Genomic DNA, 26,807 nt, shown 5'->3' with positions numbered 1-26,807 from the left:
GTCGCGACGCCGGGGGGCGGTTTTCATGCGGTCAGTGACTCGATTTGGCAAAAGGTGACAGGGATCGTGTTGATCAGAAGCGTATTCGTGGCGCTGGCCATGCCGGTATTGGCGCTGGCAGAAAGCCAACCGGATGAGGTCAGCGGCAAGTTCCGGGTGGAAGGTGCCACGCTCTATTATGACAGCGATAGCGCCCGCGAAGAGGACGCGCGCGAGATTCTGAGCGAGGACGTGGACGAGATGCTGGCCCTGCTGCGGGCGCATCCGGAGCTGAGCGAGATCTGGTTGAATTCAACCGGGGGCAGCGTCTGGGCCGGGCAGGAAATGGCGCGACTGGTGATGGATTTCGAGCTGGACACGCGGGTGTCGCGTGAATGCAGTTCCTCTTGCGTGACGGTGTTTCTGGGGGGCGGGCGCCGGGTTCTGGAGCGGGGCGGCAAGCTGGGCTTTCATCAGCGCAGTTGGTCGGCCGATGCCATGCAAAGCTATTATGACGCCTGGCGCGAGGATGAAGCCTGGCAGACTGCCTTTGATTTTGCATCGTGGGTCTATGAGGATGCACAAAGCGAAATCTACAAGGAAATGACCTACATGATCTCGCGCGGGGTGGATCCGGCCTTTGCAATCGAGACGAAACGCCTGCGCAGCACGATATGGTTTCCCTCTCGGGCGGAACTTGCGGCGGCGGGTGTCTTGCACGAATGAGCCGGGGGCGCTAAGCGGCTCGGCCATGACCACGTCGAACAAGCATCCCGGCGCCCCCTGGCGCAATTTCTATGGCCGCGTGCGCGGCAAGACCCTGCGACCCAAGCAGGAAGAATATCTGCAAGAGGACCTTGACCGGTTGTCGCCCGGAGCCGTGGACTGGGAGGAAAACCCCGACCGCGTGCCCTTGGACCTTGAGGCGCTGTTTGGTGGCGCCCCCGTCTGGTTGGAAATCGGCTTTGGCGGCGGCGAACACATGGTCCATCAGGCGGTGCAGAATCCTGATGTGGGCATCATCGGGGCAGAGCCTTTCATGAACGCGGTGGCCATGCTGCTGGGCAAGATCAGGCAGGCCGGCGCTGACAATCTGCGGGTCTACCCGGGCGATGTGCGCAATCTCTTTGACGTGCTGCCCGCGCAATCGGTGGACAAGGCTTTCCTGCTGTATCCCGATCCCTGGCCCAAGAAAAAGCACCATCGCCGCCGTTTCGTCACGGCGGAACACCTTGAACCCCTGGCGCAAGTGCTGAAGCCGGGGGCGGAATTCCGCGTGGCGACCGATATTCCCGACTACGTGCGGCAGACACTGGTCGAAGTGCCAAAGGCCGGGTTCGAGTGGCTGGCCGAAGGGCCGGAGGACTGGCGGCAGCCTTGGTCCGACTGGTTGTCGACCCGCTACGAGCAGAAAGCCCTGCGCGAAGGGCGGGTGCCGCATTACCTGACGTTCCGCAAGCTGTGATCGGGCAGGGGGGCGCTGCCCCCGCCTTCGGCTCCCCCGGAGTATTTGAGCCAAGAAGAAGCCCGGGGGACTGCGGGATACGACTGTGATGGACCTTGCCTGTTACGCTTGCTATCAGGCAGCGACGATTTTGCAGGAGAGCCCTTATGTCCGCTCACGGTGCCCCGATCCCGATGACTTCCCGCGCCGCTGGCCCGCTCAAGGGGGAGGCGCATGTTCCCGGCGACAAGTCGATTTCGCACCGGTCCCTGATCCTTGGAGCCATGGCGGTGGGTGAGACGAAAGTCACCGGCCTTCTGGAGGGGCAGGATGTGCTGGACACCGCCAAGGCGATGCAGGCCTTTGGCGCGCAGGTCGAAAAGATCGGCGACACCTGGCATGTGCATGGCGTGGGCGTTGGCGGGTTCGGCGAGCCTGAGAATGTGATCGACTGTGGCAACTCTGGCACCGGGGTGCGTTTGATCATGGGGGCGATGGCGAGTTCGCCCATCGTGGCGACCTTTACCGGCGATGCCAGCCTGAACAAACGGCCCATGGCGCGGGTGACCGATCCGCTGGCGCTGTTCGGGGCGCGGTCCTATGGCCGCTCGGGCGGGCGGTTGCCGATGACCATCGTGGGGGCCACCGATCCCGTGCCCGTGCGCTACGAGGTTCCGGTGCCCTCGGCGCAGGTGAAATCCGCCGTGTTGCTGGCTGGTCTGAACGCGCCCGGTCAGACTGTGGTGATCGAACGCGAGGCGACGCGCGACCATTCCGAGCGGATGCTGGCAGGATTTGGCGCGACGATTTCGACCGAGGTGACAGAAGAGGGGCGCGTCATCACCCTGCAAGGGCGCCCCGAGTTGAAGCCGCAGACCATCGTGGTGCCGCGTGACCCCTCCTCGGCCGCTTTCCCGGTTTGCGCCGCGATCATCACCGAGGGTTCGGACGTTTTGGTGCCGAACATCGGGTTGAACCCGACCCGGGCCGGCCTGTTTACCACGCTGCGCGAGATGGGCGCGGATCTGACCTATGAGAATGCGCGTGAAGAAGGGGGCGAGCCGGTGGCGGACCTGCGGGCGCGGTTCTCTCCCGATCTCAAGGGCATCGAGGTGCCGGCCGAGCGCGCCGCCAGCATGATCGACGAATATCCGGTGCTGTCCGTGGTCGCCGCCTTTGCCGAAGGCCGCACCCACATGCCGGGCGTCAAGGAGTTGCGTGTCAAGGAAAGCGACCGGATCGATGCCATGGCAACCGGGCTGCGCGCAGCTGGCGTTCACGTCGAAGAGGGTGAGGACTGGTGGACTGTCGAAGGGCGCGGCCATGGCAATGTTACCGGCGGCGTCACGGTCGAAAGCCATCTGGATCACCGCATTGCCATGTCGTTCCTTGTCATGGGCATGGCCTCGGCCAAGTCAATGAGCGTGGATGACGGTGGTCCGATTGCCACTTCGTTCCCGATTTTCGAAAGCCTGATGGGCGGGTTGGGTGCCGAGATCACGCGCGCGCCTGCGACCGCCTAGCCAGGCCGCGTCTGGATCCGAAGGAGGCAGTTGTGAGCTTTACCATCGCCATTGACGGTCCGGCGGCCAGCGGCAAAGGCACGATCGCACGCCAGTTGGCGGCGCATTTCGGGTTTGCCCATTTGGACACCGGGTTGCTGTATCGTGCCGTCGGCCGTGAGATGCTGAAAGGCACGCCGCCACTGGACGCGGCGTTGCAGCTGGACCTGACCGGACTGGATGCGGCCGACCTGCGCGGGCCCGACGTGGCGCAGGCAGCCTCGAAAGTGGCGGCGTTGCCCGAGGTGCGGGCGGCGCTGATTGATGTGCAGCGCGCCTTTGCCCGGCGTGCGGGCGGCGCGGTTCTTGACGGACGGGATATCGGGACCGTGATTTGTCCGGAGGCCGAGGCCAAGCTGTTCGTGATCGCGGGGCCCGAGGTGCGGGCAGAGCGTCGTTGGCGTGAACTGTTGGCGTCTGGTCACGAGGTGACGCAGAACGAGGTTCTGGCCGACGTGCTGGCCCGGGATGCGCGCGACATGAACCGTGCAGATGCACCGCTGAAACCTGCCGAGGATGCAGTCACGCTGGACACGTCGCGCATGAGCATCGAGGCCGCGGTGGCCGAGGCGATTGCCATCGTGAAACGCGCAGGTGCGACCGAGTGAAACGGCGCCTCAGCGCCGTTTCAACGTATCCCCGAAGTCCAGCTTGGGCGTCAGTTCAAGGATCGGATCGATCTCAGCCTCGGGGTTTTCGACGCGGCTGGCGATGATCTGAGCCGCTTTCCGGCCGATCTCGGCCCGGCAGGCATCCATAGTGGCCAGTTTGCGCGGCAGGCCGTCCAGCAACTCGACCCCGTTGAAACCTGCAAGCCCAACTTGGCCGGGGATGTCGATGCCCGCGTCCAGCAGGTGCAAAAGGCCACCCGCCGCGATCATGTCATTCGAGTAGTAAAGGAAGTCCAGCTCGGGCTCGCGCTCAAGCATGGCCTTGGTCATCTCGCGGCCCTTGGCCAGCGCCGAACCGCCCGAGTAGAATTCCTGGTCGACGACTTCGACGCCTTCCTTGGCCAGCGCCTCGGTGAAGCCTTCAAAGCGTTTGCGGGCCCGGTGGTCCAGCGGCATCTTTGTGCCCATGAACCCGATGTTTCGGTAGCCCTGTTTCAGGATCGCACGGGCCATCTCGCGCCCGGCGCGGCGATGCGAAATCCCCACGGCGCAGTCGATCGGCTTGCCGTCCGTGTCCATGATCTCGACCACGGGAATGCCGCTGGCCTTGAGCATGGCGCGCGCGGCTTCGGTATGTTCCAGACCGGCGACGATGACGCCCGATGGCCGCCATGAGAGCATTTCGTAAAGAACGCGCTCTTCTTTCTCGGGCAGGTAGTCGGTGACGCCGACGACAGGCTGTAATTCGGTTTCTTCCAGCACGCTGCTGATACCGGACAAAACCTCGGGGAAGACCATGTTGCGCAGGGACGGAATGATCACCGCGACAAGGTTGACCCGCTGGCTGGCCAGTGCCCCGGCGATCTTGTTCGGCACGTATCCCAGTGTTTTGGCGGCTTCCAACACCTTTTCACGGGTCGCCTGACTCACGTCACCACGGTTGCGCAGGACGCGGCTGACTGTCATTTCCGAAACGCCGGAAGCTTCGGAGACATCGCGAAGGGTCAGGGGGCGGGTATCGTCGGCGGCCAAGGGGGAATTCCTTTTCGAAAGATAGCGATACGTTACCGCAATCAGGGCGCTGCGCAAGGGCGGGCGTCACCTTGTGCATCCGGGATGACAAGGCTTGCAAGGCAGGTTAAGGAGGCTAGCACGGCCCCGTGGCTCAACTGGATAGAGCAGCCCCCTCCTAAGGGGCAGGTTGCAGGTTCGAATCCTGCCGGGGTCGCCACCTTCCAAAAAAGTCTTTTTATTTCTGAGCCTTGCGGATCTGGTTTCCAATCTGGTCGGTTCTGGTTTCCAATTCACGTTCTGTTCTCGTTCCGCGCACGGCGCTGCGCCGGTCCCATTCGCGGGTGTAATGGGCTATCTCAGAGAGGCTGCGATGCCCGGTCCAGGCACCGATCTGCGAGGTGGTGGCACCTGAGTCGGCCAGTGCCACGGCGCGCGCCTTTCTGAGACCGTGAGCGCTGCGTTCGAGTCCGATGGCACGACAGGCGGCCGAAATGTCCTGGCCGGCACTCTTGTGCGACCTCGGGCGTTTCCTGTTGGTTTGCAGGAATGTCAGCCCGCCTGATAGGTGCGCGACCGCTTCCTTGCAAAGCTCCCTATCGTCTTCCATATGCGCAGCCCAATCCGGGAGGGCGCAGGACCAGGGAACATAGGCCATGTCGCCGGTCTTGGATTGGCGAAAGCACAGGACGCCGTCCTTTTCGACGTGCTGAGGGCCTATCATCACCACGTCCCCGATCCGTGCGCCGGTCCAGTAGGTCAATTCCATCACCGCACGGGCGGTGGTTCCGATACGGTATGCATTGCGGAAAGCGTCGATCTCGGGACGCGCCCATGTCGGATGTCCCGTGGACGCGGCGCGGCGCGGCTTTTTGATTCCGTGTGTTGGGTCTTCGATAATCCACCCCATCGGCAGGCAGATCGCAGCCCAGACGCGCCATGCTTTTAGCCGCGCCTCCGGGTTCTCGGCTTGCATCACATCGGCCCGGACGTGACGGGTTGCAATGGCCGCAGCTTTGACCTTCCCGGCTTTCTCAGTGATCCGCCCGGCCTCGCGCTCAATGATGGCGCGGTATCCGCGGCTGTAGGTGTAAAAACTGTCAGAGGCGAGCGCGGCATTCCATGTGCTGGCCAGGGTACCGCCTGCGGGTTTTTCAACTTTCGCGCCGCGCGCGGCCTCGGCCCAGGCCGCGATGAAGTCCGGGTGGTCTTCTGCTAGGTCCACAGGCAGCGGAACCAGCAACGTCTTTCCTCCCCTGCGAGTGCGGTAATATGGGAGCCCGGTGCGAGGGTGCCTCCACAGTCCCTTCAATCTGACACCCCGAACGCTGCGTCGCACTCCGCCTGATCCTTTTCCTCTACCGTGATCGGATAGGATGCGCCCGGTGGCATGACCTTGTAAACCCGCCCGCCGCTCTCGATCACAATAGGGCAGCCGGTATCGACCGCGACCTGAGCGGCCTCACGAAGTGCCTTTTCAGTGAGCGGGCGGGGGGCGGTCAAGCGGTCTCGCCTTCAAGCCGGTGTCGCAGATCCCGTGCGTCGCGGCACTCGCTTGGATCGGCGCTGTGTGTTTCGATCGTGCGGCAGGCTTCGATCACGACGGCACCGTCCTGGGCTGCGATGTCGGCGAGGACGGTGCGGGCGTACCAGAGCGGGTCCGCATCTTCGCGGGTCAGGGAGGCGTTCATGCGGTCCCCCAATTGACGATGGCGATGACCATGACCACGGTCCAGAGCCAGAAGGCTGCGCACCCGCCGACTAGCCGCCAGCCGTTGGGCAGGTGGTGCCAGTGGGCGGCGAGGATGAAGGTCGCGGCGAGGGCGGCGGGCAGAAAGACCGTCACAAGCCCGGACAACAGCGCGTTAATGGCCGGGTGGATCATGCTGCGCCCTCCGGGCCGTAGATATGGGTCGCGATTTCGCGCGAGCCGGCGCGGGCGTCCAGCGTGGCGATCGCGGCGCGGGTTGCGGGCAGGGCGCGGATGCGGGCAGCGTCGATCTCGTCAACGGGATCTGGCTGGCCCAGAAGGCGCGCGAGGCGGTGCGGGGGGATGGCCGCGCTGCTGCCGTCCTCCAGCCGCTGGCGTTCTTTCAGGCGCAGCCATGCGTCGATGGCAGCGACGGGATGGACCTGGCCTGAGGGCGGCACGATCAGATCGCCGGTGAAATCGCGAGGGATGCGGGTCATGATAACTTCTCCGATTGAATGGGGTGGGCGGCGGCGGGCGCGGCGGGTGCGCCCTCCAGAATGCGGCGGGCGGCGCGGATCCAGTTGGCGGGCAGTTCGCCGGGCGTCTCGGCCACCGCCGGAACGCCGAAAAGCTGCACTTCGAACAGGACCGGGCGGTAGTCGCGGGCGTCCTCGGGAACACACCAGAGGCCATTGTTGACGCAGAGGTTGCGGAGCTGCAGCAGCCGCGCCTCGGGGCTGACCTGGGCCAGCAGCTCGACCGCCGCCGCGATGCGGTTGCGATCGAGCGCTGGCGCTGGCGGAAGGCCCGGCGCGGGTCCGTGAGTGGTGGGCATGGTGGGCCTCCCTTTGACTGGGTCAGTGGCGAAACTGGTCGGCGACGGCGCAGCGCAGGCGGGGGCACCATTGCGCGGTGAAGCCGTTTCGGATCCGGGGAAGGCCCATCGCCCCGCCGTCGAAATCCGCACGCGGGCGCATGTCACGCAGGTCGAAGCCGCTGGCGCAGAAATGGAACCAGTCAGCGAAGACTTCGGCGGGGTCGGGGTGTTCGATCCGAACGGGCAGGCCGCAATAGGCCTGGGCCGGGATCATGGGATCGGTTGGGATGAGCATGGTGCCTCCATCGGTTGATGGTGGCCAGAATATGGGGAAACTTCCCGAAGTCAATTGATAATGGGGAAATATCCCGAAAACGATGGCGCGGGCGGGTGTAGCGTGCTAGAGACGGGCCGTCACGGCCCGGGCCGTGAATAAAGAAAAGCCCCGCGCGATGGCGGGGTTTTTGAAAAGTTAAGTGACCGTTCGGTGGTCCCGGGGTGTGCGCAACACTGGATGCCTGTGTTTAAGTTGGGCGAACCAAGATCAGGAGGATGTGATGCTGGAGGTGTTGGTGGGCACGATAATCGGGACGGTAATCGCCCTTCTTTTCATCGTCCGAGAGCTGGTCTGGACCCAGAGGCGGATGGATACGTTGGTCCGAGAGCTCATCGCCTTGCGCGACAAGCAGATATTAATGGCGGCCTCGGCGCCGGGGGCGAGTTCTTCTGATCGCGATAAGCGTCTCGACCAGTGCGGCGGTTCATGATGCGACAGTTTGGGCGGAAAGCGTTTCTCGGTGTATACGGCTTTTGGGGGCCATGATATCTCTGTCCCTCTGCCTTCGATCTCTTGCAGGCGTACGGTTGACCTCAAGTCGTTCCTGATGTGCACGGTTACCGTGCAGCCTTGCTCGCCGGCCCCCACAAAGGTCGTCCACGCCGACGGTGTCTTTGGGGCTGCCGAGCGACGATAGGCGAGAATTGATATGGCGATGGCCGCGACCGAAGTCACAATCGTGGTGGCCTGAACCGCGACCTCCAGCCAAGCTGAAATCACAGCTTCTTCACCAGGTCCGCCGGCCAGTGCAGGCGCACGGGTGCGGCCCATTTCAACCGGACACCGTACATGGTTGGGCTGGCGTCGTTGAAGCTGTGGAGGTCGAATGTGCCCTCGTCGCGGCCCAAGCGGACCAGTTTCACCCAGCCCATGCCCTCCGTGTCCTCGCAGACGCAGCGTTTCCCGATGACTTCAACGGGTACGCCGTCGTGGCTGTTGCGGCTGTAGAACAGCAGGTCTCCCGCGCTAAAAACGGGTTCCATGCTGTCGCCTTGGATCTCAACCGCTACGACGCCGGAAGGGGGTAGGCCCGGCGGTGCCTCGACCTGGGGGCCTGCGCCTTTCTCATAGGCATCGAATACCGGAACCCGCGCCCCAGCGCCAACCTTGCCCGCGATGGTGATTGAATTGGCGGCAGATAGTCCGTCTGCTGCTGCAATGATCTCTTCGACGGTGAGGTCGAGAGCATCAGCAATCCGCAGAGCGTTTTCAAGTTTCGGGGACGCGGCCTTCTTTCGATACAGGTCGCGAATGAAGGATGTACCCAACCCGGCGCGCTCAGCGAGTGGAGCGTCTTTCAGCCCTCTGGAAGACATAACTGCCTTCAAACCGACAAGGAATTTCTCTGAGCGCTCCATGCAACTAAAGTGCCGGGGAAGCTTCCCAGCTTCCACCGGGAAATTTCCCGTTGACGAAATCGGGAAATATCCCCATTTTGCCAGCATGGAACAGCTCATCTCAGAGATCGAGGCCTATGCGCGCGCTGTTGAGCGTACGCCGCAGGCTGTGTTGCGTGCGGCCATCGACGCGGGTGGGCGCGAATGGGAGTCGTGGAAGGCGGGCCGATCCAGCCCAACCATGGCCCGCGTGGACCGGCTGCGTGCTTACATGGCTGACAACCCGCCGAAGACGGAGGACGCCGCATGATGGCGCGGTCAGGACCTCAAATCGTTCGGGAGCGGGCCGCGGTCTCTGATGCCTGGGTGTCAGATTTGAAGGTCGATGATGAAGGCGTGCGTCTGCTGGCTTTGGGTCTTGCCTTCGAATGTCATGAGCTCGCTGCGGCGGGCGGTGTCCCGCAAGGCCCGGTTGAGGGCCATCTGCCCTTCGTCCACGACGTATTGCTTGACCACCTCGGCAGCCTCCTGGACGTCCGCCCAGTTGTCGCAGGCTGCGCAACCGACATCGCCGCTGTCCGCATCCGGTTCTCCGCGGAAGGCTATCGGCGCGCGGCAGAGGCCGCAAAGGATCGGGTGGCTGGTGCCGTTGACCGAAATCGTGGGGGCCTCTGAATGGTTGTCGTCGGTTTCCATGTGACGTGTCCTTTAACTTTGCGTCATGTGGTTGGGCGCGTCCGGGTTGCCGCCCGGCGCGCCCGCTGGTCGGATCGTCAATCAGACGGGGCAGTGCATTTCCAGCAGCCAGTTGGAGTCGGGCGTTGCTATGTCGTCCACCCGGAAGGATTTGCCGACGAAGTGGCCCTTGAAGTAGGTGAAGCCGACGTATCCGCCGAAGCTGTTTTTCCCGTTCACCTCGCCGCAGACGTAGGTCTCCATCTTTCCATTTTCGTAGCGCCGGACGATTTGAAACACGTCCCTGAATTGCGCCGATCGTGGGTCTTTGAGCTTTTCGGCAACCGTGTCCTGAATTGTCGTCAACTGCTTGCCGGTAATCGGCGTTTTCGAAACGACAGTCGAGGGGACACATGCGGTCAGGCTGAGGGCGAGAATGGCGGCGCCTGCAATTCGGGCGAACATCGGGAATCCTTTTCATTCGTACAATTCGTGCTTGCACACGATCACAGCGCCGTAACCCGGTCAATGTTGAGTGGGGGTGTTTCATGACTCGTCCTTCCGAGTTCCCAAATGCGCCGGTTGTTGTCGTCTATGCCAATAGCACGGCGCCTTTTGACGAGCGGGGCTATGGCGCTCGCCTGAAAGCGGATCATCTGCGCCACGCGGTGCCTCTGGCGGAACAGCGGGCCAATGAGTCGGGGGTGTCTGTTTCATACCCTCAGCATGGACAGGAAAGCGGGCCGCCGTCATCCGGAGACTTCTCCGGAGAAAACTCCGGGTCGCGCGAGTCGATCCTGCGCCAGTTCCGCGACCAGACACCGGCGCGCTGGATGTCCTTTCTACATGCACATTTCTCCGGCGCGCAGGCGGTTTCGGCCTTCTTCGATGTCGACGGCAAGACTGGACGCAACTGGTGGAATGGTGTCGGGCGCCCGACCGTGGACAAGGCGCTTTTTGCGCAGATGTCCTTTCCGGGCGGGTTCCAGGATCACATGTTGCCTAAGGCCGGTCGGTGGGCTGCGGAATGATGTGGCTGGCCGGATATCCAATCCCGCAGGGCTGCGGAAAGTTCTCCGGAAAGTTCTCCGGAAAATTCTCCCGGATTATGAGTTTTTCTCATATCGCCCCGAAAACGCCAAATCCCTTCGGCGCGCGGGGTCATGTCGCGCCACCTGACTCCCTGTCAGACTTCGGGGGGCGCCTGTCCCGCGCCCCCCGCTTTTTCCGGGGGGGGGCGGCATGAGCCAGAACAGATCATCCGCCGTCATGCAGCGGCGATCCGAACCACACAACAGCCTCGATGATTTCCCGACGCCGCCCTGGGCGACACGAGCGCTGTGCGAGTGGATTGCCGAACGTGCGAAGATCTTCGACGAATGCCCGTCCGGTTTCGTGGTGCGCGAGCCCGCCGCGAATCGGGGCCACATGGTGCGGCCGCTGATGGAGTATTTCCACGCGGTCGAGGCAAGCGACGTGCATGATTACGGCGTTCATCTGCCGGTGCGGGACTACCTGTTCGGTCCTTTGGATCGAACGGCCTGGACGATCACCAATCCGCCGTTCCGACTGGCACAGCAGTTCATCGAACGGGCGCTGGACACCAGTTTTCGCGGCGTGGCGATGCTGGTCCGGACGTCCTTTTTGGAAGGCGTGGCCCGGCACGGTGAGTTGTTCTCGCGGAGACCGCCCACGGACATCCTGCAGTTCACCGAGCGTGTCGTGATGCACCGGGGCAAGCTGGTTGCGAAAGGCAGTTCCGCAACCAGCTATTGCTGGCTGGTCTGGGATTTGAGCCGGGTCGGGGATCATCCGCGCCTTCACTGGATCGCGCCCTGCCGTCGCCGGCTGGAACGCCCGGGGGATTATCCATGAGCGGCAACCCCATCATCGCCTTCGGACTGGCCGTGAGCGCCGCCGCCCTGGCGGCGAAATCCGGACGTTTCACCCTGCGCGACCGGGTCGGCTTTGCCGCCACTGTCCTGCGGCAGGTGCCCGAGGATCCCGAGGCCTGCGCCGCGGTGGCGGATTTCCTCGTCACGGTCGAGGATCATCCAATAGCGTCCAGCGCCGCCTTGCAGGCTTTCCTTGAGGGGTGGCTGGACCGAGTCAGCCCGCGAGAGGCAGAGGGCGTGATGCAGGGCGAAGCTGCAGGTCTGCTCTTTGACTGGCAGGGGCGGAGGGATCTGCAATGATCAAGGTTCGCAAGCCCAGCCCCGAGGCAGAAAACGCCCTGCGCGCGATCTGCACGCATTTGTGCATGACCACGGTGCAGGATGAGAATCTGGCGCTCTGGCTGCAGGAATTGCAAGCTATCGCCGAGGATTGCGGGCATTGCCCCAAACCGATGAGCGCCATGCTGACCAGCGCCGAGGCGCTGTGCCGTGCGAGGGCGATGGACGCGCAGGCGGCGGCGCTGGCGCGGCTGCGAGTCGAGGTGCATCGCTACTACCTGGGTGCCGCCGGCCACTGGGTGGAGGCTTGGCGCGCGCGGCAGGCGGGTGGGGAGGTCGTGGAATGACCACCGCCAAGGATCGCCAGCGGGCTGAAACGGCACGGCGCATGGCCGTCGAAGCCGCGATCGAGGATTGCCGGGCGCGCCCGATCCGCGAGGTTGTGGCGGAGTTGCAGCTTGGCCTTGAGGAAAAGTCGGGCTGGCTGTCCGGTCCCTGTCCGGTCTGCGGCGGTCATGACCGGTTCAACATCAACACGCGGGACGGCGGGTTCTTCTGCCGCAAGGGCTGCGAGGCGCGGGGATCCGGGCCGATCGACCTGGTCATGGTGGCCCTGCGGCTGGAGTTCATGGACGCGGTCCGGGAAATGCACGGCGATCTGCCCGAGAAGGTCACGCAGGAGGAGCTTGACCGCCGCCGTGCGCAGCGTGCCAAAGCCGAGGAAAGGCGTGCGGCCGAGGCCGAGCGGCACCGCGAAAAGGCGATCGAGGGCGCGCGCGGGATCTGGACCCGGGCCAGGGGGCAGGGGATGCAGCCGGTGCGGGACTACTTGGCCCTGCGGGGCCTCACGCCGGAGCGGTTGCCGGATCTACCCGCGTGCCTGCGCTGCCTGCACGACCAGGCCTATGTGCTGAAACGGGTCGTCGATGGGCGCCGCGAGCTGGTGACCATGCATCGCGGCCCGGCCATGATCGCCGCGATCCAGGGGCCGGACGGGCGCCTGACCTGTGTGCACCAGACATGGTTCGACCTGTCCCGGCCGAAGGGCAAGCCCGAGATCTTTTGGCGGGGCGACCGGCAGCGCAACAAGCTGACCCGGGGATCGCAGCGCCGTGCCGCGATCCGCCTGATCACACCGGATCGCTTTGACACGCTGGTCATGGGTGAGGGCATCGAAACCACGCTGACCGCCGCCGTCGCCTGGCGCGAGGCGCTGGGGCCGGAGGTGGCCTATTGGGCCGGGATCAGCCTGGGCCACATGGCGGGCAAGATGCGCAAGATCCCGGGCAAACGGTATTCCGGCCTGCCGGACATGGCCTGCGAGGACGGGTTCTATCCGCCGCCCTGGGTGCGTCGCCTGATCTTCGTCATGGACGGCGATTCCGACCCCGGCCCGACCCGCGCCAAGCTGGAATGCGGAATCCGCCGGGCCATGCGCCTGACGCCTGGGCTGCGGGGGCAGATCGTCCCCGCGGGCGAAGGTGTCGACCTGAACGATTTGATCAACTGAGAGGGAGGACGTGATGACAGGATGGGAACAGCGCGACAGTGCGAAGAAGGACTTGGAAGCGTGTTTTTCTGCGGCCTTTAGCGCGCGCGGATTCGACCGTTTTGACTGGTTCGCTCGAATTGCGATCACCGGCTTCAGGTGTGGGCTTTGGTCTCGGCTAGCGGTCTGCAAAATAATGATTTTTGGGTGCTTTTTGGGCCGTTCATTCCATCTGTAACCAGCAACAAGGAAACTATTCATGCCTTTCAAAGATGCAAGACCACCTGTCCAAGCCGCAGGGCCCGGCACAGGGGTTTCGATCAGCTTGGCAATCAACAAGGCCGGGGGCGGCAAGGTCCGTTTGACCCTGCGTGAGGATGTCCAGACCGCGCGTTTCGGCGGGCCTGTCGCCGGAAAGCGATTTGCAGTGCAGATCGGGCGTGGATCTGATGAAGGCCGGTTGCGAATCTTTCTTGATGCCATGGGCGCCTTCGAAGCGCGGGCGGGAATCAAAGGCGGGGCCACACTCTATGTAGCGGCTTGGGACCTCTTGCCGAAATCGCCCCGCAAGGCCGAGCCTTGTCGGTTGAAACCCTTTGAGCGCCAAGGGGAATTGATCCTGGAGCTTCCGGATTTCTGTCGCCCTAGCCGGGCGGGCGGAAAGATGGATCAAGAGTTCGGCCTGCGCAAGGTGGGCAAATAACAAGCCGCAAAGCGGCGGAGGCAGTCATGACAGGCATCGAGGACGTGCGCGCCACGCTGGACGCGGCCGAGGACGTGACCCCGCCCGAGGATTGGAATCCGGGCGGTCCGGGTGATATGCCCCCGCCCGGGCCGCCCCATGACATGGGTGGCCCGGATGATCCGCCGCCGCCCGAGACCGAAGGGGCGCTCTTGCCCCTCAATGACACCGGGAACGGGTTGCGCTTCGCGCTCTACTGCGGGGGTGAGGCGCTCTATGTGCCCCGCGTCGGCTGGCACATCTGGGATGAGAAGCGCTGGAAGCTGGACCCGGACGGGATCGCCGTGCGGCGCCATGCCCAGACCATTCATGACCGGATTACAAAAGAGATCCCGCATCTGCAGTTGAAAGAGGCCGAACAGCGCAAGCTGGACCGGCTGAGCGACGTGCGCGCCGAGCTGCGCGACCTTGAACACCCGAACGACCGGATGAGCGAAGAGGATAGGCTGGAACGGCGCGGCAAGCTGCTGGAGGAAAAAGATACTCTGAACAGCGCGCTTTGGGGCAAGGGCAGCAGCCGACAACGGCACCTGACCTTTGCCAAGTCGGCGGGCAATTCCAACGCGATCAAGAACATGCTGACCGAGGCGGTCACCAGCCTGCACCGCGATGTCGAGGATCTGGACGCGGACCCACTGACCGTGAACACCGCAAGCGGGCTCTTGCACTTCAACGTGGTCGATATGCGCGAAGAGGGGGGCAGCAAACAGGCGGAGTTGTCCGTGCTGCCCCATGCGCGCGAGGTCACGATCCCCGGCCGGAACCGGGCGCAATACATCACTAAGATGATGCCGGCTGAATACGATGCGACGGCCACCTGTCCCCGGTTCGACAAGTTCCTGGCCAGGGTTCAGCCGGATCCCGAAATGCGGGCCTTCCTGCAGCGTTGGTTTGGCCTGTCGATGACGGCCCTTCCGGTGCAGAAGTTCCTCTACTGCTACGGCATGGGCGCCAACGGAAAGTCGCTGCTAACCAACCTGATGCGCCGGATGATGGGCGACTATGCCACGATGGTCCGGATCGAGAGCCTGACGGGAAAGAACCGCAAGTCCGGATCGGATGCGACGCCTGACCTGATGCGCCTGATCGGCGCGCGCGCGGCCATCACCAACGAGCCGGAAGAGGGCGAGCGCCTGCAGGAACAGAAGGTCAAGGAAATGACCGGCGGGGATGAAATGCTGGTGCGCAACCTGCATTCCGACTTTGTTGCCTTCACGCCCTATTTCAAGCTGACTTTCACCGGCAACCACAAGCTGGAGATCCGCGGCACCGATGACGGGATCTGGCGCCGGCCGCTGTTGTGCCCCTTCGATGTGCAGATCCCGGAAGGGGAGCGGGACGAGAAGCTGGGCGATGCGCTGTTCTCGGAAGAGCGATCAGGGATCCTGAACTGGATGATCGCGGGTCTGCTGGATTACCTTGAGGGCGGTCTGCAGGAACCGGCGCAGGTGGTCCAGGCGACCGAGGATTACCGCAAGGACAGCGACCCGCTGGGCGACTTCCTGGCGACGGGGTGCGAGATCGACGGCGGCGGTGATTTCCTGCCCGCCCGCGAGCTGGTCGAGGCCTGCTATCTCTACCTGCTGGAGAACACCAGCCACGCCTGGCAGCCCGGGAACCTGCAGCGCAAGCTGAAAGAGCGGTCGGGCAAGTACATGCACCCGGCGACGGGCAAGACCTATACCCGGCACAAGAAGAACGGGACTTGGGGCTATTCCGGGATCCGGCTGACCAAGGACATGCGCGCCCGGCTGGACGATGCCCCGCGCGATGCCAAGGGCCTGCCCCTGATCCGCAAGGACAGCGGCGGGTCCGGCGCAGGCGAGGACTGGGGCACATGAGCTTGCCCAAGGACTACTGGCTGCTGGAGCCTACAAGGGCCGCCCGCAAGGCCGAGCTGCAGGACATGATCCTGCAGGCCCAACAGTGCGGCCACATCCCGACATCCAGGTTGTCGACCAACGTCGCGCGCCGCGCTTGGCTGCAAAGGGCGCGATCGGCGGAGTGGGATCGCCGGCAGATGTCCCGAAGCGCCGTGCCGGTGCGCCGGTCCCTCTGCGAGATCCCGGCGCGCGAGGTCAACGCCTGGCTGCGCACTCTGCCGCCTGACACGGGTCAAACGCCATGACCGCGCGGGGTGTGAGCCGCCAGAGCGCCGCCCGCACCCCGCACCCCTGCATCCTCCAATTCGAAAATTCGGGGCAGAAGTCCCGAGTTCTGCCCCGAACGGGGCATGTCTTGGCGCGCGGTCGTTCATGGGAAATCCCGCCGGATCAAGGCGTTGATGCCTTCTTGGGGCAGGCGGGGCGCTTGGGGCAGTTATTTGCGGGTTACACACGCGCGCGAGACTACGGGGGTCCGGGGGTGGTGTTCCTCGTGTGTAGGGTGAAATCTTGCGCCCCATCTGCCCCGCGTGCCCCACCGCCCCGATTTGCGCCGTGTTTTCAGCGTCTTGCCGGTTCCGCTTCCTGCGGGAAGTTCTGCCCCGTCTTGGCGCGTTCTGCCCCGGCTGCCCCATACCTGCCTCCCTGAAATCAACATCTTGTTTCAAAACCAAAAGAAAAGACGAAATATGGAATTGAGGACCGACATGAGCACGAAACCCAAGCTGTCCGACCGGTTGCCGGAGGTTATCTACGTCTCGCCCTTCGGCGTTGCGCGGCTGGATTGGCCCTGGAGCGGTGTTGGGCGCGCGCGCCTGGCCGAAGCGGATGCCCGCGCCCGGGCGCGGGTCGATGCGGCGGGTTTGCCCGGGCGGGTTAGCCCGCATATCGCTGCGGCACCGGCGCGCGGCCCCTGCATTGCCGAGGTTCCGCGCGAGACGGTAATGACCGCCAGTGGGCCGCGCGACCGCCGCGCCTCGCCGATCGGGTTTGATCGGCTGCGAGTCGGCGATGCCTTCGACGTGATGGAAGAGCAGGCCCGGCGCGGTTGGCCCCGTGTGGTCGAGGCCGCGCGCAAGGCACATCCGGATGTGATCGCGAAGGCGCGGGCGCGGCACTTGGCGTTGGACAAAGCGCGGATTGCGCGAGGCGAGAAGCCTGTCCGGTTCCGCCCACCGAAGTTCTTTGAACCTGTGTTCGAGGCGCCCTTTACGCCCGGGCAGGTGGCGGTGGCGCGCGATTATGCGGCGCTGGTCGAGCGGGTTGCGGCCTCAGGCATCAAATGCTCGTCAGTCGAGGCGGTCGGGGGCGGCGCTGGCGGTGTATCCGAAGCGGTTGCGCGGGACATGATGAGGCTGGCGGCGCTGCGCCGACGGATTGGCGACGGGCTGGCCAAAGATGCGGTGCGCCCGTCGAAAGGCGGGTTGCGGTCGGCGATCCGGGTTCGGGCGCTGGTGGATGAGGTCTGTCTTGGCGGCGCGACGATTTCTCAGGTGCTGGTGGCACATGGATGGGGCGCGAACAAACGGATGAGGACCCTCTTGCGTGAGGCTTTGGGCGCTGCATTGGACAGGATGCGGGGGTACGACTTGGTCCGACCGCAAAATCTGCCTTGACACGAAGGTCCGCCGGATCTTACGACTATGTCATCATCACGAGATGCGCCCGGGGCCGAGAGGTCATCGGGCGCTTTGTGTTTCATCCATCCAGACAAGAGGGGCAGGCATGGGCAGGCTGGCAGGTCGCGGCCTGCCGGGGCGTTTGGGTTCTGCGCCTTCGCGTGTGGCCCCAGCCCCGGAGCGCCGAACGGAACCGGGCGGCGATGCCTGGCGCAAGTGGTACTCGACCGCGCGATGGGCGCGCCTGCGCCGCAAGGTGCTGGCCCGCGATCTCTGGGTTTGCCAGACCACCGGCGTGGCGCTGGTCTCGGGCAGGACCGCGCCGAATGCTGCGGTGGTTGACCATATCCGCCCGCACCGCGGCAATCCGGCCTTGTTCTGGGATGAAAACAACCTGCACGCGGTCTGCAAGCAATGGCACGACAGCGAAAAGCAGCGGCTCGAAAAGCGGGGCCTTGCCTGACCGCCTCAATGGGGAGGGGTGGGTTGAAAGTCGCAGGGGCCGTTAGACGGAAACCGACAGCCCCCCCACGCGGAGATTTTTTTTCATGAGCGATGAAAAACCGACCCGCGACCTGTTCGGGGAGCTCACGGTGATGCCCTCAGGGCGCCGTGGGCGGCCAGCTCACCAGAGGAGCCAAAGCGCGGCAAACCGGGTAATTCTGGGCTGTGCGGTGGGCCTCAGCGTCGAGGAAATCGCAAAGGGGCTCGGGGTATCGGTGCCGACTTTGCGCAAGCATTATTTTTCCGAGCTCAAAATGCGGGACATGCACCGCACGCGGCTTGACCTGGCGCGGCTCGAAACCCTGGCGACTCAGGCGCTCGCCGGCAATGTCGGCGCGGATCGCCAGTTGCAAAAGATGGTCGAGCAATTCGACCGAAAGCAGCTAACGCGCGCGGCCGCGGCGGCACCTGAGAAGCCGGCGGCTGCCAAGCTCGGGAAAAAGGCGGCGGCGAAAAAGGCGGCCGAGGCCGCGGCGCAAGAGGGATGGGGCGGCGACCTCTCGCCGGGCATTCACTAAATGGCCGCATCGGTCGCGGGGGGCGTCTGGTCAACAGCGCTGCCGGATTGGGAGGAGCGCCTTTTAGAGGGCCGCTCGCTGGTGCCCGAGCTGCCGCTTTTTGCGGCCTCGGCCGACAAGGCGCTGCGGATTTTCAAGCGCCTGCGGGTGCCCGACATTTACGAAAACCCGACCTATGGCGAGGTGTGCGAGGAGTGGGTTTTCGATTTCGTGCGGGCCATCTTTGGCAGTTACGACCCGGAAACCCGGCAACGGATGATCAGCGAGTTTTTCCTCCTGATCCCGAAAAAGAACGGCAAGAGCTCGATTGCGGCGGCGATCATCGTCACGGCCGCGATCCTAAACGACCGGCCGGAAAACGAGCTTGTCCTGATCGCGCCGACGCAGAAAATCGCCGGGATCGCCTTTAAGCAAGCAAAGGGGATTATCCGCCTCGATCCGGTTCTCGGCGGGCCGGATGGCATGGGGGCCGAGGGCGGCATCTTCAAGGTTGCCGCTCACAAGCAGGAGATCACGCATCAAACGACCGGGGCGGTGATCCGCATCCTCTCGGCTGATGGCGACGTGGTGACGGGATCGAAAGCGGCCTTTGTGCTGATCGATGAAAGCCACGTGCTTTTGTCCAAGGCCAAGGCGGCGGATATTATGATCGAGCTGCGCGGCGGGCTGACCTCGCGGCCCGAGGGCTTTGTTTTGCAGATCACGACGCAGAGCAAGGACCGCCCGACAGGGGAGTTCGAAAAGCAGCTGAACACCGCCCGCGCGGTGCGGGATGGAAAGCTCGAGCTGCCGCTCTTGGCGGTCATGTATGAGCTGCCGCCCAAAATGGCGGAAAAAGAGGCTTGGCGCGATCCGGCGACCTGGGGCCTTGTCAATCCAAACCTCGGCCTTTCGGTGTCCGAGGCCTTCCTGCGCCAGCAATTCACCAAGGCCGAGGAGGATGGGATCGAGGCGCTGGCAAAATTTGCCTCCCAACATCTCAACGTGCAGGTGGGCCTCGGCCTCAAATCCGGCCGATGGCTGGGCGCAGATTATTGGCTTGGCGCGGCGCGGCCCGAGCTCACGCTCGAGCATATCCTCGAGACCTCCGAGGTGGTGGTGGGCGGCCTCGACGGCGGCGGCCTCGATGATCTCCTGGGCTTCGCCCTGATCGGGCGCCACGCGAAAACCAAGCGCTGGCAGGCCTGGGCGCGTGCCTGGGCAGACCGCACGGTGCTGGGGCTGCGCCCCAAGATCGCGGCCGAGCTCGAGGAGCTCGAGGCCTCGGGGGATCTGATCTTGGTGGATGACCTCGAGGAGGCAAATCTCGAGATCGCAACGCTGTGTCGCCAGGTGTATGACTTGGGGTTGTTTCCCGAGGCCGGCGGCCTGGGTTTTGATGCCTACGGCGTTTCCGCGATCCTCGATGCCCTCGAGGGTGAGGGCCTCGATGCCGATCACGTTGTCGCGGTGGGCCAGGGCTACAAGCTCAAGGGCGCGATCCAGAGCGCGCCGGTGATGTTGAAAAACAAGCGCCTGGTGCACGGTGGGCAAAGGCTTATGACCTGGTGCGTGGGCAATGCGCGGGTGCGCGCGACCACGGCCGCGGTGATGATGGATAAATCCGAGGCTGGCTCGGCCAAGATCGATCCGGTGATCGCGATGCTGAATGCGTTTCAGCTCATGAGCTTGCATCCGCAGGCGGCACCGCGCCGCGACCTGGGCAAGGTGATCTCGAATATGGTGGTGATTGCATGATCCGTTTTCTCTCGGCCGCAATGCGTGGCATCCGGGCCGAGCTGGCCTCGGCCGGCGGGGGCTGGCAGGTGGTGAGCGGACAGGCCGCGCCGCTTTCCGGCTTTGGCCGCAAATCCGATGCCGGGCCGGTGGTGAGCCCTGAGACGATCATGAACCTCTCGACGGCCTGGGCTTGTACCGCGGCCAATGCGCAACTGGTGGCATCGCTGCCCTGCCGGGTTTTCGAGGTGTCGGCCGATGGCCGGCGCCGGCGGATCGAGCCCGAGATCGAGGCGATCACCTTTCGCCAGCCCAACGCCACGCAAACCGGCGTCGAGTTTTGGGAAGGCATGACCGCGCAACAGCTCATCGGCGGCAATGCCTACGCGCGCCGGCTCAAGGTGGGGCGCCGCACGGTGGGTTTCGAGCCGCTTCTCGATGTGACCCCGAAACGGGTTGCGGGCGGTTTCGAGTATGAGCTGCGCGAGGAGGGCCGGCGCTATCGCCTGAAAGCCGATGAGGTGTTGCACCTGCGCGGCTTTGGCGTGGGTGGCGGCCTCGGGCTTTCGGCGGTGCGCTACGGCACGCAGAGTTTCGGCGCCGCCCTGGCGGCCGAGCGATCCGCCGCGCGGGTGTTTGTGAACGGGATGCAGCCCTCGGCCGTGCTGCAATCAAAGGACACGCTGACCGAGGATCAGCGCGCGCAGCTCGCCGCGCACCTCGGCCGCTTTGCCGGATCGGACAAGGCCGGGAAAGCCATGGTGCTCGAGGCGGGCCTCGAGTGGAAGGATGTGCAGTGGAACCCCGAGGATGTGCAGCTCCTCGAAACCCGCGCCTTTCAGGTGGAGGAAATTTGCCGCTGGTTTGGCACGCCGCCGGTTGTGATCGGCCACGCCGGCAAAGGGCAGACCATGTGGGGCACCGGCGTCGAGGCTATTCAACTGGCCTGGTTGCGCACCGGGATCAATCCGATTCTGAAGCGCAACGAGGCGCGGCTGAATATCGATGTGATCCCGCCCGAGCGGCGGGGGAAATGGTTTGTCGAGTATGACCGCGAGGCCATGCTGCAAATGGATAGCAAGGCCAAGGGGGTTTACCTCTCGGCCATGGCGACAAGCGGCACCATGAGCGCAAACGAGCGCCGCGAGGTGCTGGGCCTCGAGCCGCATGGCGATCCGCAGGCAAATGCCCTTCTCGCGCAAACCGCGCTTGCCCCGCTGCGCGATCTGACCGGAAGGGAACCCGGCAATGGCGGCGAGTGATCCCGGCCCCATGAGCTTTTGGCAATGGGCCTTGCTTTTCCGCGCCAATGGCTGCGGCCCGATCACCGCGCACCTGCGCGCCTGGCGTATGCGCAAGCTTGGGCGGATCGCCTACGCCTACCCGCGCCATGCCCTCGACAGACTTTAGGAGTGTTTACGACATGCCCGACAATATGCCACCGCTGACCCTGGGCGCGCGCCCTGACGTGCGCGCCGATGTGACCTCGGGCGCAATCAAGCGCTGGGACGCGGCGATCCGCGCCTCGGCCGAGGATGAGGCCTCGATCTCGATCCTCGACCCTATCGGTGCCGATATGTGGGGCGAGGGAGTGACGGCCAAGCGGATCGAGGGCGCGCTGCGCCGGATCGGCGGCCGCGCGGTCACTGTCAAGATCAACAGCCCAGGCGGCGACGTGTTCGAGGGCGGCGCGATCTATGAGCTCCTGCGGCAGCATTCCCGCGACCGGGGGCCGGTGCGCGTGCATGTCCTGGGCCTGGCGGCCTCGGCCGCCTCGATCATCGCCATGGCCGGCGATGAGGTGCTGATCGGCCGCTCGGCTTTCTTCATGGTGCATAATTCCTGGGTGGTGGCCGCCGGCAACCGCAACACCTTTGCCGAGGTGGCCGAGTGGCTCAAGCCCTTCGATACGGCCATGGCCGAGGTTTACGCGGCGCGCACCGGCCAGGATCAGGCCGAGATCGCGCGGCTGATGGATCGCGAAACCTGGATGACGGCGGCCAAATCCATCGAGCTCGGCTTTGCCGATGGCTATCTCGATGCCGAGGCGGTGACGCGGGCCGGGGCTGATGCCCAGGCGGCCGAGGCGATCCGCGCAGAAAAACGCTTTGACCTGGTGGCGGCGCGGGCCGGCATCGGACGCAATGACGCGCGGGAGATCCTGCGCGATTTGAAAGGCGGCCAGCCTGGCGCGGCCGCAATCGGCTTGCCTGGCGCGGCCGATCTCGAGGCCGAGGTGCGGGCGCTCCTGGCCGATCTGAAAACCTGACAAGGAAACCAAAATGAAACGCATTCCGTTCAACGTCATGGCCGCGGCCATGGTGGCAAACACGCCTGCCGGCGTCCTGGGCAATCCGCGCGCCGATGCCGGCAACGTGGCGCAGATGCTCGCGGAGGTGAAAGCCTCTGTTTCCGGCCTGCGCGATGATGTGATGCGCACGGCCGAGGCGGCGGTGCAGAAGGCCGAAAAGGGCGAAACGCTCTCGGGTGAGCTGAAGGCAAAGATCGATGAGATCATGCCCAAGTTCAACGAGGCCACGCAGGCGCAGGCCAAGCTCGAGGGCAAGCTCGAGGCGCTCGAGGCGCGCACGCTGGACGTGGAACAGCTCGCCGCAAGCGGCGCCGGCGGCGCCCAGGGCGCGCAGACCGTGGGTGCCGAATTTGCCGGCTCTGACGAGCTGAAAGCCTATGTTGCCGGCGGCCTTTCCGGCTCGCTGACCTACAAGCCGCAAGCGGCGATCACGACCGTTGACGGCTCGGGCGCGGCCTGGTCCGAACGCGAGGCGGCGCCGGTCAACATGCCGCGCCGGCGCTTGCTCCTGCGCTCGCTCCTCGACGTGGTGCCGATCGGCTCCAATTCGCGCGAGTACCTCAAGCAGACCACGCGCACCGATGCCGCGGCCATGGTGGCCGAGGGCGGCACCGCGCCGACCTCGGATTACGGCTGGACCAAGGCCGATGCGGTGGTGCGCAAAATCTCGCATGTGGTGCACCTCTCCGATGAGGCGCTCGCGGATGTGGTGGGCCTGCAAGCGACCGTTGACGGTGAATTGCGCTATGGCCTCGATCTGAAAGAGGAGACACAAATCCTCGCCGGTGACGGCACCGGTCAAAACCTCTCGGGGCTGATCACCGAGGCCACGGCCTTCTCGGCCGCCGCGGGCTTGCCGAACACCAACCGGATCGAGCGGCTGCGCCTTGCCATGCTGCAAGTGGTGCTGAACGATTACGCGGCCGATGCCATGGTGCTCAATCCGACCGATTGGACGGCTATCGAGCTGACCAAGGACGATTACGGCCGGTTTGTCATTGGCAACGCGGACAGCCCGGCGGGGCCGCGCCTGTGGCGCCTGCCGGTGGTCGAAAGCAACAGCATGTCGGCCGGTTCCTGGCTGGTGGGCGCCATGTTCATGGCCGCAACGCTCTATGATCGCCAGGAAAATGAAATCCTGATCTCGAGCGAACACGGGACCAATTTCGTGGACGGCATGAAAACCATGAAGGGCAGCAAGCGGGTTGCCCTGGCGGTCAAGCGCGGGGCCTCGCTGGTTACGGGCGATTTCACTTTCGCCTGATCTGAAACCGTGACGCCTGGGGCGGCCTGATCTCGCCCCAGGTGCAACCGCCATGAAAGGGAAAACCGATGGCCGCAGCACCAAAATTTGTGCGCATGACGCGCACGCAGACCGGCGATGCCGGCACGTTTCACGCGGGGGTGATCTATGAGCCCAACGCGAAAACCAAAGCCGCGCTCGCGCACTACATCAAGCGCGGCTTTGCCGAGAGGCTCACGCAAGAAGAGGTTGACGCGCTCACGGCCGCCGCTAATCCCGCTGGCGATCCAGCCGGGACCGGGGGGCCGGCGAAACCCGCGGCCGACAAGCCCGAAAAGCCGGCGGAATAAGCGGCGATGCTCGAGCAACTGACGCCACCGGCGGCCGAGGTGTTGACCTCGGCCGATGTGACCCTGCGCGCGCAGCTCCGGCTCGAGCCTGGGGAAACCGATGAGGATGGGCTGATCGATGCGCAGGCGGCCGCGGCCCGCGTCTATGTCGAGGGCTATACCCGGCGCGCGCTCCTGCCGCAGAGCTGGCGCCTGACGCTGGCCGGCTTTCCGGCCTGCGAGATCGCCTTGCCTCTGGCGCCGGTGATCGAGATCGAGGCGGTGCGCTACACGCAAGCCGATGGATCGCTCGCCGCGCTCGATCCTGGCGCGTTTCGCTTGATGCGGATCGCCGGGCGCCACCACGCGGCGCCGGCCTTTGGCGCCGCGTGGCCGGCCTCGGCCCAGGGCGGCGAGGTGCAGATCGATTTCCGCGCCGGCTATACCGATGCGGCCGCGATCCCGGCGCCGATCCTGCAAGCCATGCGCCTGACGGCGGCGCATTATTTCCGCCATCGCGAGGGTGTCGAAAAGGGCGATCTCGCGGCTTTGCCCCTGGGCGCGGCGGATCTCCTGGCGCCGTTCCGGGTGTTCTCATGAGCGGCGCCGGATCGCTGCGGCAACGTCTGGCGTTTGAGGCGCCGACCGTGACGCGCAACGATTTTGGCGAGGACGTGGCCGGGCCTTGGGAGGTGCAGCACGAAACCCGCGGTGAGCTGATTTATCAGCGCGGCACCGATGCGGTTGCCGCCGCGCGCGAGGCCGGCCGCCAGGCGGTCAAGATCAAGCTGCGCACCGGCACCGGCGCGCGCTCGATCAAGGTGGGGTGGCGCGCGCGGTTCCTGCCGGCGGGCACGCTTTGGGATGTGCAGGAGGTGGACGCGGTGACGGGCCGGGCCTTTGTCTGGGTTGTGGTCGAGGGGCCCATGCCGTGAAAGTCAAGATGCAGGCCAAGGGGTTTCGCGAGATCGAGAAAGCGCTTGCCGAGCTTCCGGCCTCGACGGCCAAGGGGGTTGCGCGCCGTGCCATGCGGGCCGAGCTCAAGCCGGTTGCCGCCACCGCAAACGCGCTTTGGCCGGGCGCGAGTGAGGACGTTTTCAGGGTCGCGGCGCGACTGGCCCGCGGGCAGCGTGGCCCGCGCGCCTCGCGCAGTGTTTCAACGCTCTATGTAGGGGCTCCGGGCGGCATGAACGGCACGCCAGAGGCTCACCTGATCGAATTTGGCACCGGCCCGCGCCAGCACAAAAGCGGAAAATATGTCGGCGCGGTGGCGCCGTCTCCGATGCTCGGGCCGGCTTGGGACATGCACAAACACGGAATGATCGAGGGCCTTGGCGCAGCGCTATGGGCCGAGATCGAACGGACAATGAAGCGGCGCGCAGCAAAGGGGAAATGATGGCAGAGATTACCTTGCGCATTGCGCCGCGCCGCTGGTGGCGGTGCCTGGGGTTTGCGGGCCTCTTGATGCTTTGGGCGGGGCTGCGCCTCGGCTTGCCCTTGCGGGTGTTCTTTCGCGTGGGGGCGGCGTGATGGAGGAGGAATTGATCGCCCTCCTCGAGGCCGCGATTTCCTGGCGGATTTCCTGGGGATCGCTGGGCGATGGCGACGGCCTGCCGCGCGCCGCGATCTTCCGAACCGGCGGCGATCAGGATCATACGCAACGCGGGCCGGGCCTGGTGTCGAGCCGCATTCAAATTGATTGCTACGGCGCGACGGCCGGCCAAGCCATCGGCGCGGCGCGCGAGGTGCAGGCGGTGCTTTCCGGCTATCGCGGCGGCGCCATCAAGGGCGCGTTTTTGAAACTGGTGCGCGACGATGAGCGCAAAGACGTTTCGATCCTGGCGCGCCGCTCGCTGATCTTCTCGATTGTGCATCGGGACTAAACCGCGGGCTGCGGCCCGCAATCTGTGAAAAGGAAACGGAATGTCTGAAAGTGTTTCGACAATCGGTTACGGCGATGCCTTGGAATGGTCCGAGGATGGCGGCACGACCTGGAACGCGGTGGCCGAGCTGAAAACCTGCGACGTGCCCGCGCACGCGGTCGAGAAGATCGAGCGCACGCATATGAGTTCGCCCAACCGGACAAAGGAATACACGCCGGGCCTGCGCGATCCGCAGGACGTGGCTTTTGCCTTCAACTTCAATTCCGACGATTACGCGGCGCTCTATGCGCTCGAGGTGGCCGGAACGGTGGTTGACTGGCGCCATACGCTCGCGACCGAGGACGGCACCGCCACCGGCGCGCGGTACGAATACAAGGGCTTTGTCGAGCTGGCCGGCGGCACGCGCGAGGTTGAGGGCGTGGCCGAGGTATCGGCAACGATCAAGCGCTCGGGCGTGGCGACCTTCACCGCGGCCTCGGCCTGATGCTGGGCGAGGTGCCCCTTGGCGCGGGGGAGTGCGCCACGGTGTTGAAGCTCTCGGCCCGCGCGATTGTGCGGCTCGAGCGCAAGCACAAAAAGGGGATCGACAAGATCCTCGACGGCATGACGACAGAGGAGGGCGGCACCTCTTTTGCCGGCCTGGTGGGTGTGTTTGCCGAGCTCATGGACGGCGGCCGCGGCGCCGATGAGGAGGCCGCTTTCGATCTCCTCGATCAGGTGGGCCTTGTGCCAGGGATGGCGGCCTTTGAAGAGGCCTGCGAGGCGGCCTTTCCCGATGCCGCGCCGCCGGCGCCGGGAAAGCCGATCCCCCAGGGCAAAAAGTAACAGATGGACGGCGCCAGGACTTCGGGCGCCTCCTCGAACATTGGACCGCGGCGGGGCAAGACCCCGCCGCGCTCTGGGGGCATACGCCGCGCGAGATCGATCATA

The 26,807-nt window shown here is 64.9% G+C and carries 40 protein-coding genes and 1 tRNA gene; 31 read left to right on the top strand and 10 right to left on the bottom strand.

From position 1 onward, the window contains the following. Window positions 1-66: 66 nt before the first annotated feature. The 4 genes from KJP30_RS10255 to KJP30_RS10240 all read left to right on the top strand — a co-directional run bounded on the left by KJP30_RS10255 (window position 67) and on the right by KJP30_RS10240 (window position 3,593). Window positions 67-705 carry a COG3904 family protein gene (locus KJP30_RS10255; protein ID WP_343222760.1) on the top strand — a complete coding sequence of 213 codons (639 nt, stop codon included), beginning with the start codon at window positions 67-69 and terminating at the stop codon, window positions 703-705. Between the two features lie 25 nt (window positions 706-730). Next, on the top strand, window positions 731-1,444 hold the full coding sequence (gene trmB / locus KJP30_RS10250; RefSeq protein WP_218449041.1) for a tRNA (guanine(46)-N(7))-methyltransferase TrmB: 714 nt from the start codon (window positions 731-733) through the stop codon (window positions 1,442-1,444). Window positions 1,445-1,590: 146 nt separating this feature from the next. Beyond that, entirely contained in the window at window positions 1,591-2,946 is a 1,356-nt protein-coding gene (gene aroA, locus KJP30_RS10245) for a 3-phosphoshikimate 1-carboxyvinyltransferase (protein ID WP_218449040.1), read from the top strand. 32 nt (window positions 2,947-2,978) lie between these two features. Continuing rightward, entirely contained in the window at window positions 2,979-3,593 is a 615-nt protein-coding gene (locus KJP30_RS10240; RefSeq protein ID WP_218449039.1) for a (d)CMP kinase, read from the top strand. Window positions 3,594-3,602: 9 nt separating this feature from the next. Here the strand turns inward: KJP30_RS10240 and KJP30_RS10235 are convergent, their stop codons facing one another. After that, window positions 3,603-4,628 (bottom strand): LacI family DNA-binding transcriptional regulator, encoded by a 1,026-nt coding sequence (locus KJP30_RS10235; RefSeq protein WP_218449038.1) that lies wholly within the window; start codon window positions 4,626-4,628, stop codon window positions 3,603-3,605. 122 nt (window positions 4,629-4,750) lie between these two features. Between KJP30_RS10235 and KJP30_RS10230 the strand changes: the two genes are divergently transcribed. After that, window positions 4,751-4,827: transfer RNA gene (locus tag KJP30_RS10230), tRNA-Arg, on the top strand. Window positions 4,828-4,845: 18 nt separating this feature from the next. On the opposite strand, the gene KJP30_RS10225 is transcribed toward KJP30_RS10230, so the two are convergent. The 6 genes from KJP30_RS10225 to KJP30_RS10200 form a co-directional block, all read right to left on the bottom strand. Next, a complete protein-coding gene (locus KJP30_RS10225) occupies window positions 4,846-5,850 on the bottom strand; it encodes a tyrosine-type recombinase/integrase (protein ID WP_218449037.1) in 1,005 nt (334 codons plus the stop codon). Window positions 5,851-6,106: 256 nt separating this feature from the next. Further along, window positions 6,107-6,298: a hypothetical protein gene (locus KJP30_RS10220; RefSeq protein WP_218449036.1), complete on the bottom strand. Its 192-nt coding sequence runs from the start codon at window positions 6,296-6,298 to the stop codon at window positions 6,107-6,109. Continuing rightward, on the bottom strand, window positions 6,295-6,492 hold the full coding sequence (locus KJP30_RS10215; RefSeq protein WP_218449035.1) for a hypothetical protein: 198 nt from the start codon (window positions 6,490-6,492) through the stop codon (window positions 6,295-6,297). The genes KJP30_RS10220 and KJP30_RS10215 overlap by 4 nt, the downstream gene beginning before the upstream one ends. Further along, complete coding sequence (locus KJP30_RS10210; RefSeq protein ID WP_218449034.1) at window positions 6,489-6,797, bottom strand: hypothetical protein; 309 nt, start codon at window positions 6,795-6,797, stop codon at window positions 6,489-6,491. The genes KJP30_RS10215 and KJP30_RS10210 overlap by 4 nt, the downstream gene beginning before the upstream one ends. Next, on the bottom strand, window positions 6,794-7,135 hold the full coding sequence (locus KJP30_RS10205) for a hypothetical protein (RefSeq protein WP_218449033.1): 342 nt from the start codon (window positions 7,133-7,135) through the stop codon (window positions 6,794-6,796). Before KJP30_RS10205 ends, KJP30_RS10210 begins: the two co-directional genes overlap by 4 nt. Before the next feature lie 22 nt (window positions 7,136-7,157). Next, a complete protein-coding gene (locus tag KJP30_RS10200) occupies window positions 7,158-7,412 on the bottom strand; it encodes a hypothetical protein (RefSeq protein WP_218449032.1) in 255 nt (84 codons plus the stop codon). 262 nt (window positions 7,413-7,674) lie between these two features. Between KJP30_RS10200 and KJP30_RS10195 the strand changes: the two genes are divergently transcribed. Further along, window positions 7,675-7,884: a hypothetical protein gene (locus tag KJP30_RS10195; protein ID WP_218449031.1), complete on the top strand. Its 210-nt coding sequence runs from the start codon at window positions 7,675-7,677 to the stop codon at window positions 7,882-7,884. 286 nt (window positions 7,885-8,170) lie between these two features. Here the strand turns inward: KJP30_RS10195 and KJP30_RS10190 are convergent, their stop codons facing one another. Then, window positions 8,171-8,899 carry a helix-turn-helix domain-containing protein gene (locus KJP30_RS10190; protein WP_218449030.1) on the bottom strand — a complete coding sequence of 243 codons (729 nt, stop codon included), beginning with the start codon at window positions 8,897-8,899 and terminating at the stop codon, window positions 8,171-8,173. Between KJP30_RS10190 and KJP30_RS10185 the strand changes: the two genes are divergently transcribed. Beyond that, window positions 8,898-9,101 carry a hypothetical protein gene (locus KJP30_RS10185; RefSeq protein WP_218449029.1) on the top strand — a complete coding sequence of 68 codons (204 nt, stop codon included), beginning with the start codon at window positions 8,898-8,900 and terminating at the stop codon, window positions 9,099-9,101. The genes KJP30_RS10190 and KJP30_RS10185 overlap by 2 nt on opposite strands. A gap of 59 nt (window positions 9,102-9,160) precedes the next feature. Here KJP30_RS10185 and KJP30_RS10180 read toward each other — a convergent pair whose 3' ends face one another. Both KJP30_RS10180 and KJP30_RS10175 read right to left on the bottom strand, forming a co-directional pair. Continuing rightward, the gene (locus tag KJP30_RS10180) at window positions 9,161-9,487 is read right to left on the bottom strand and encodes a hypothetical protein (protein WP_218449028.1); all 327 of its coding nucleotides are present in this window, start codon (window positions 9,485-9,487) and stop codon (window positions 9,161-9,163) included. Window positions 9,488-9,568: 81 nt separating this feature from the next. Continuing rightward, window positions 9,569-9,931, bottom strand: a complete 363-nt coding sequence (locus KJP30_RS10175; protein WP_218449027.1) for a hypothetical protein — start codon at window positions 9,929-9,931, stop codon at window positions 9,569-9,571. Window positions 9,932-10,014: 83 nt separating this feature from the next. Here KJP30_RS10175 and KJP30_RS10170 point away from each other — a divergent pair, with 83 nt between their 5' ends. The 24 genes from KJP30_RS10170 to KJP30_RS10060 all read left to right on the top strand — a co-directional run bounded on the left by KJP30_RS10170 (window position 10,015) and on the right by KJP30_RS10060 (window position 26,702). Continuing rightward, the gene (locus tag KJP30_RS10170; protein WP_218449026.1) at window positions 10,015-10,497 is read left to right on the top strand and encodes a hypothetical protein; all 483 of its coding nucleotides are present in this window, start codon (window positions 10,015-10,017) and stop codon (window positions 10,495-10,497) included. 211 nt (window positions 10,498-10,708) lie between these two features. Next, complete coding sequence (locus KJP30_RS10165; RefSeq protein WP_218449025.1) at window positions 10,709-11,341, top strand: hypothetical protein; 633 nt, start codon at window positions 10,709-10,711, stop codon at window positions 11,339-11,341. Continuing rightward, window positions 11,338-11,661, top strand: a complete 324-nt coding sequence (locus KJP30_RS10160) for a hypothetical protein (protein WP_218449024.1) — start codon at window positions 11,338-11,340, stop codon at window positions 11,659-11,661. The genes KJP30_RS10165 and KJP30_RS10160 overlap by 4 nt, the downstream gene beginning before the upstream one ends. Continuing rightward, window positions 11,658-11,987 (top strand): hypothetical protein, encoded by a 330-nt coding sequence (locus KJP30_RS10155; protein WP_218449023.1) that lies wholly within the window; start codon window positions 11,658-11,660, stop codon window positions 11,985-11,987. Before KJP30_RS10160 ends, KJP30_RS10155 begins: the two co-directional genes overlap by 4 nt. Continuing rightward, a complete protein-coding gene (locus tag KJP30_RS10150; RefSeq protein WP_218449022.1) occupies window positions 11,984-13,150 on the top strand; it encodes a DUF7146 domain-containing protein in 1,167 nt (388 codons plus the stop codon). The genes KJP30_RS10155 and KJP30_RS10150 overlap by 4 nt, the downstream gene beginning before the upstream one ends. A gap of 238 nt (window positions 13,151-13,388) precedes the next feature. Next, window positions 13,389-13,832 carry a hypothetical protein gene (locus KJP30_RS10145; protein ID WP_218449021.1) on the top strand — a complete coding sequence of 148 codons (444 nt, stop codon included), beginning with the start codon at window positions 13,389-13,391 and terminating at the stop codon, window positions 13,830-13,832. A 26-nt stretch (window positions 13,833-13,858) separates the two neighbouring features. After that, window positions 13,859-15,712, top strand: a complete 1,854-nt coding sequence (locus KJP30_RS10140; protein ID WP_218449020.1) for a DNA primase family protein — start codon at window positions 13,859-13,861, stop codon at window positions 15,710-15,712. Then, the gene (locus KJP30_RS10135; protein WP_218449019.1) at window positions 15,709-15,999 is read left to right on the top strand and encodes a hypothetical protein; all 291 of its coding nucleotides are present in this window, start codon (window positions 15,709-15,711) and stop codon (window positions 15,997-15,999) included. The genes KJP30_RS10140 and KJP30_RS10135 overlap by 4 nt, the downstream gene beginning before the upstream one ends. Before the next feature lie 462 nt (window positions 16,000-16,461). Next, the gene (locus tag KJP30_RS10130) at window positions 16,462-17,370 is read left to right on the top strand and encodes a hypothetical protein (RefSeq protein ID WP_218449018.1); all 909 of its coding nucleotides are present in this window, start codon (window positions 16,462-16,464) and stop codon (window positions 17,368-17,370) included. 109 nt (window positions 17,371-17,479) lie between these two features. After that, the gene (locus KJP30_RS10125; RefSeq protein WP_218449017.1) at window positions 17,480-17,836 is read left to right on the top strand and encodes an HNH endonuclease; all 357 of its coding nucleotides are present in this window, start codon (window positions 17,480-17,482) and stop codon (window positions 17,834-17,836) included. Window positions 17,837-17,921: 85 nt separating this feature from the next. Beyond that, window positions 17,922-18,395 carry a hypothetical protein gene (locus tag KJP30_RS10120; protein WP_218449016.1) on the top strand — a complete coding sequence of 158 codons (474 nt, stop codon included), beginning with the start codon at window positions 17,922-17,924 and terminating at the stop codon, window positions 18,393-18,395. Next, on the top strand, window positions 18,396-20,132 hold the full coding sequence (locus KJP30_RS10115; protein WP_218449015.1) for a terminase large subunit: 1,737 nt from the start codon (window positions 18,396-18,398) through the stop codon (window positions 20,130-20,132). Further along, window positions 20,129-21,373 carry a phage portal protein gene (locus KJP30_RS10110; protein ID WP_218449014.1) on the top strand — a complete coding sequence of 415 codons (1,245 nt, stop codon included), beginning with the start codon at window positions 20,129-20,131 and terminating at the stop codon, window positions 21,371-21,373. Before KJP30_RS10115 ends, KJP30_RS10110 begins: the two co-directional genes overlap by 4 nt. Then, window positions 21,360-21,521, top strand: coding sequence for a hypothetical protein (locus KJP30_RS10105; RefSeq protein WP_218449013.1), 162 nt, complete (start codon window positions 21,360-21,362; stop codon window positions 21,519-21,521). The genes KJP30_RS10110 and KJP30_RS10105 overlap by 14 nt, the downstream gene beginning before the upstream one ends. 13 nt (window positions 21,522-21,534) lie before the next feature. Then, a complete protein-coding gene (locus KJP30_RS10100) occupies window positions 21,535-22,380 on the top strand; it encodes a head maturation protease, ClpP-related (RefSeq protein ID WP_218449012.1) in 846 nt (281 codons plus the stop codon). A gap of 13 nt (window positions 22,381-22,393) precedes the next feature. Beyond that, on the top strand, window positions 22,394-23,686 hold the full coding sequence (locus KJP30_RS10095) for a phage major capsid protein (RefSeq protein WP_218449011.1): 1,293 nt from the start codon (window positions 22,394-22,396) through the stop codon (window positions 23,684-23,686). A 95-nt stretch (window positions 23,687-23,781) separates the two neighbouring features. Next, on the top strand, window positions 23,782-24,015 hold the full coding sequence (locus tag KJP30_RS10090; protein WP_218449010.1) for a hypothetical protein: 234 nt from the start codon (window positions 23,782-23,784) through the stop codon (window positions 24,013-24,015). A 6-nt stretch (window positions 24,016-24,021) separates the two neighbouring features. After that, the gene (locus tag KJP30_RS10085; protein ID WP_218449009.1) at window positions 24,022-24,594 is read left to right on the top strand and encodes a head-tail connector protein; all 573 of its coding nucleotides are present in this window, start codon (window positions 24,022-24,024) and stop codon (window positions 24,592-24,594) included. After that, the gene (locus KJP30_RS10080) at window positions 24,591-24,929 is read left to right on the top strand and encodes a head-tail adaptor protein (RefSeq protein ID WP_218449008.1); all 339 of its coding nucleotides are present in this window, start codon (window positions 24,591-24,593) and stop codon (window positions 24,927-24,929) included. The genes KJP30_RS10085 and KJP30_RS10080 overlap by 4 nt, the downstream gene beginning before the upstream one ends. Then, entirely contained in the window at window positions 24,926-25,390 is a 465-nt protein-coding gene (locus KJP30_RS10075; protein ID WP_218449007.1) for a hypothetical protein, read from the top strand. Before KJP30_RS10080 ends, KJP30_RS10075 begins: the two co-directional genes overlap by 4 nt. Next, entirely contained in the window at window positions 25,390-25,524 is a 135-nt protein-coding gene (locus KJP30_RS25080; RefSeq protein ID WP_281421415.1) for a hypothetical protein, read from the top strand. Before KJP30_RS10075 ends, KJP30_RS25080 begins: the two co-directional genes overlap by 1 nt. Next, complete coding sequence (locus KJP30_RS10070; protein ID WP_218449006.1) at window positions 25,524-25,877, top strand: hypothetical protein; 354 nt, start codon at window positions 25,524-25,526, stop codon at window positions 25,875-25,877. The genes KJP30_RS25080 and KJP30_RS10070 overlap by 1 nt, the downstream gene beginning before the upstream one ends. A gap of 40 nt (window positions 25,878-25,917) precedes the next feature. Beyond that, window positions 25,918-26,361 carry a phage tail protein gene (locus tag KJP30_RS10065; protein WP_218449005.1) on the top strand — a complete coding sequence of 148 codons (444 nt, stop codon included), beginning with the start codon at window positions 25,918-25,920 and terminating at the stop codon, window positions 26,359-26,361. Next, entirely contained in the window at window positions 26,361-26,702 is a 342-nt protein-coding gene (locus KJP30_RS10060) for a hypothetical protein (protein WP_218449004.1), read from the top strand. Before KJP30_RS10065 ends, KJP30_RS10060 begins: the two co-directional genes overlap by 1 nt. The last annotated feature ends 105 nt before the right edge of the window (window positions 26,703-26,807 follow it).

The organism is Antarctobacter sediminis (assembly GCF_019218285.1).
In the GTDB taxonomy this organism is placed as follows: Bacteria; Pseudomonadota; Alphaproteobacteria; order Rhodobacterales; family Rhodobacteraceae; genus Antarctobacter; species Antarctobacter sediminis.
Note: the sequence above shows the minus strand (reverse complement) of the source record. Positions and strands in the feature narration are given on the sequence as shown.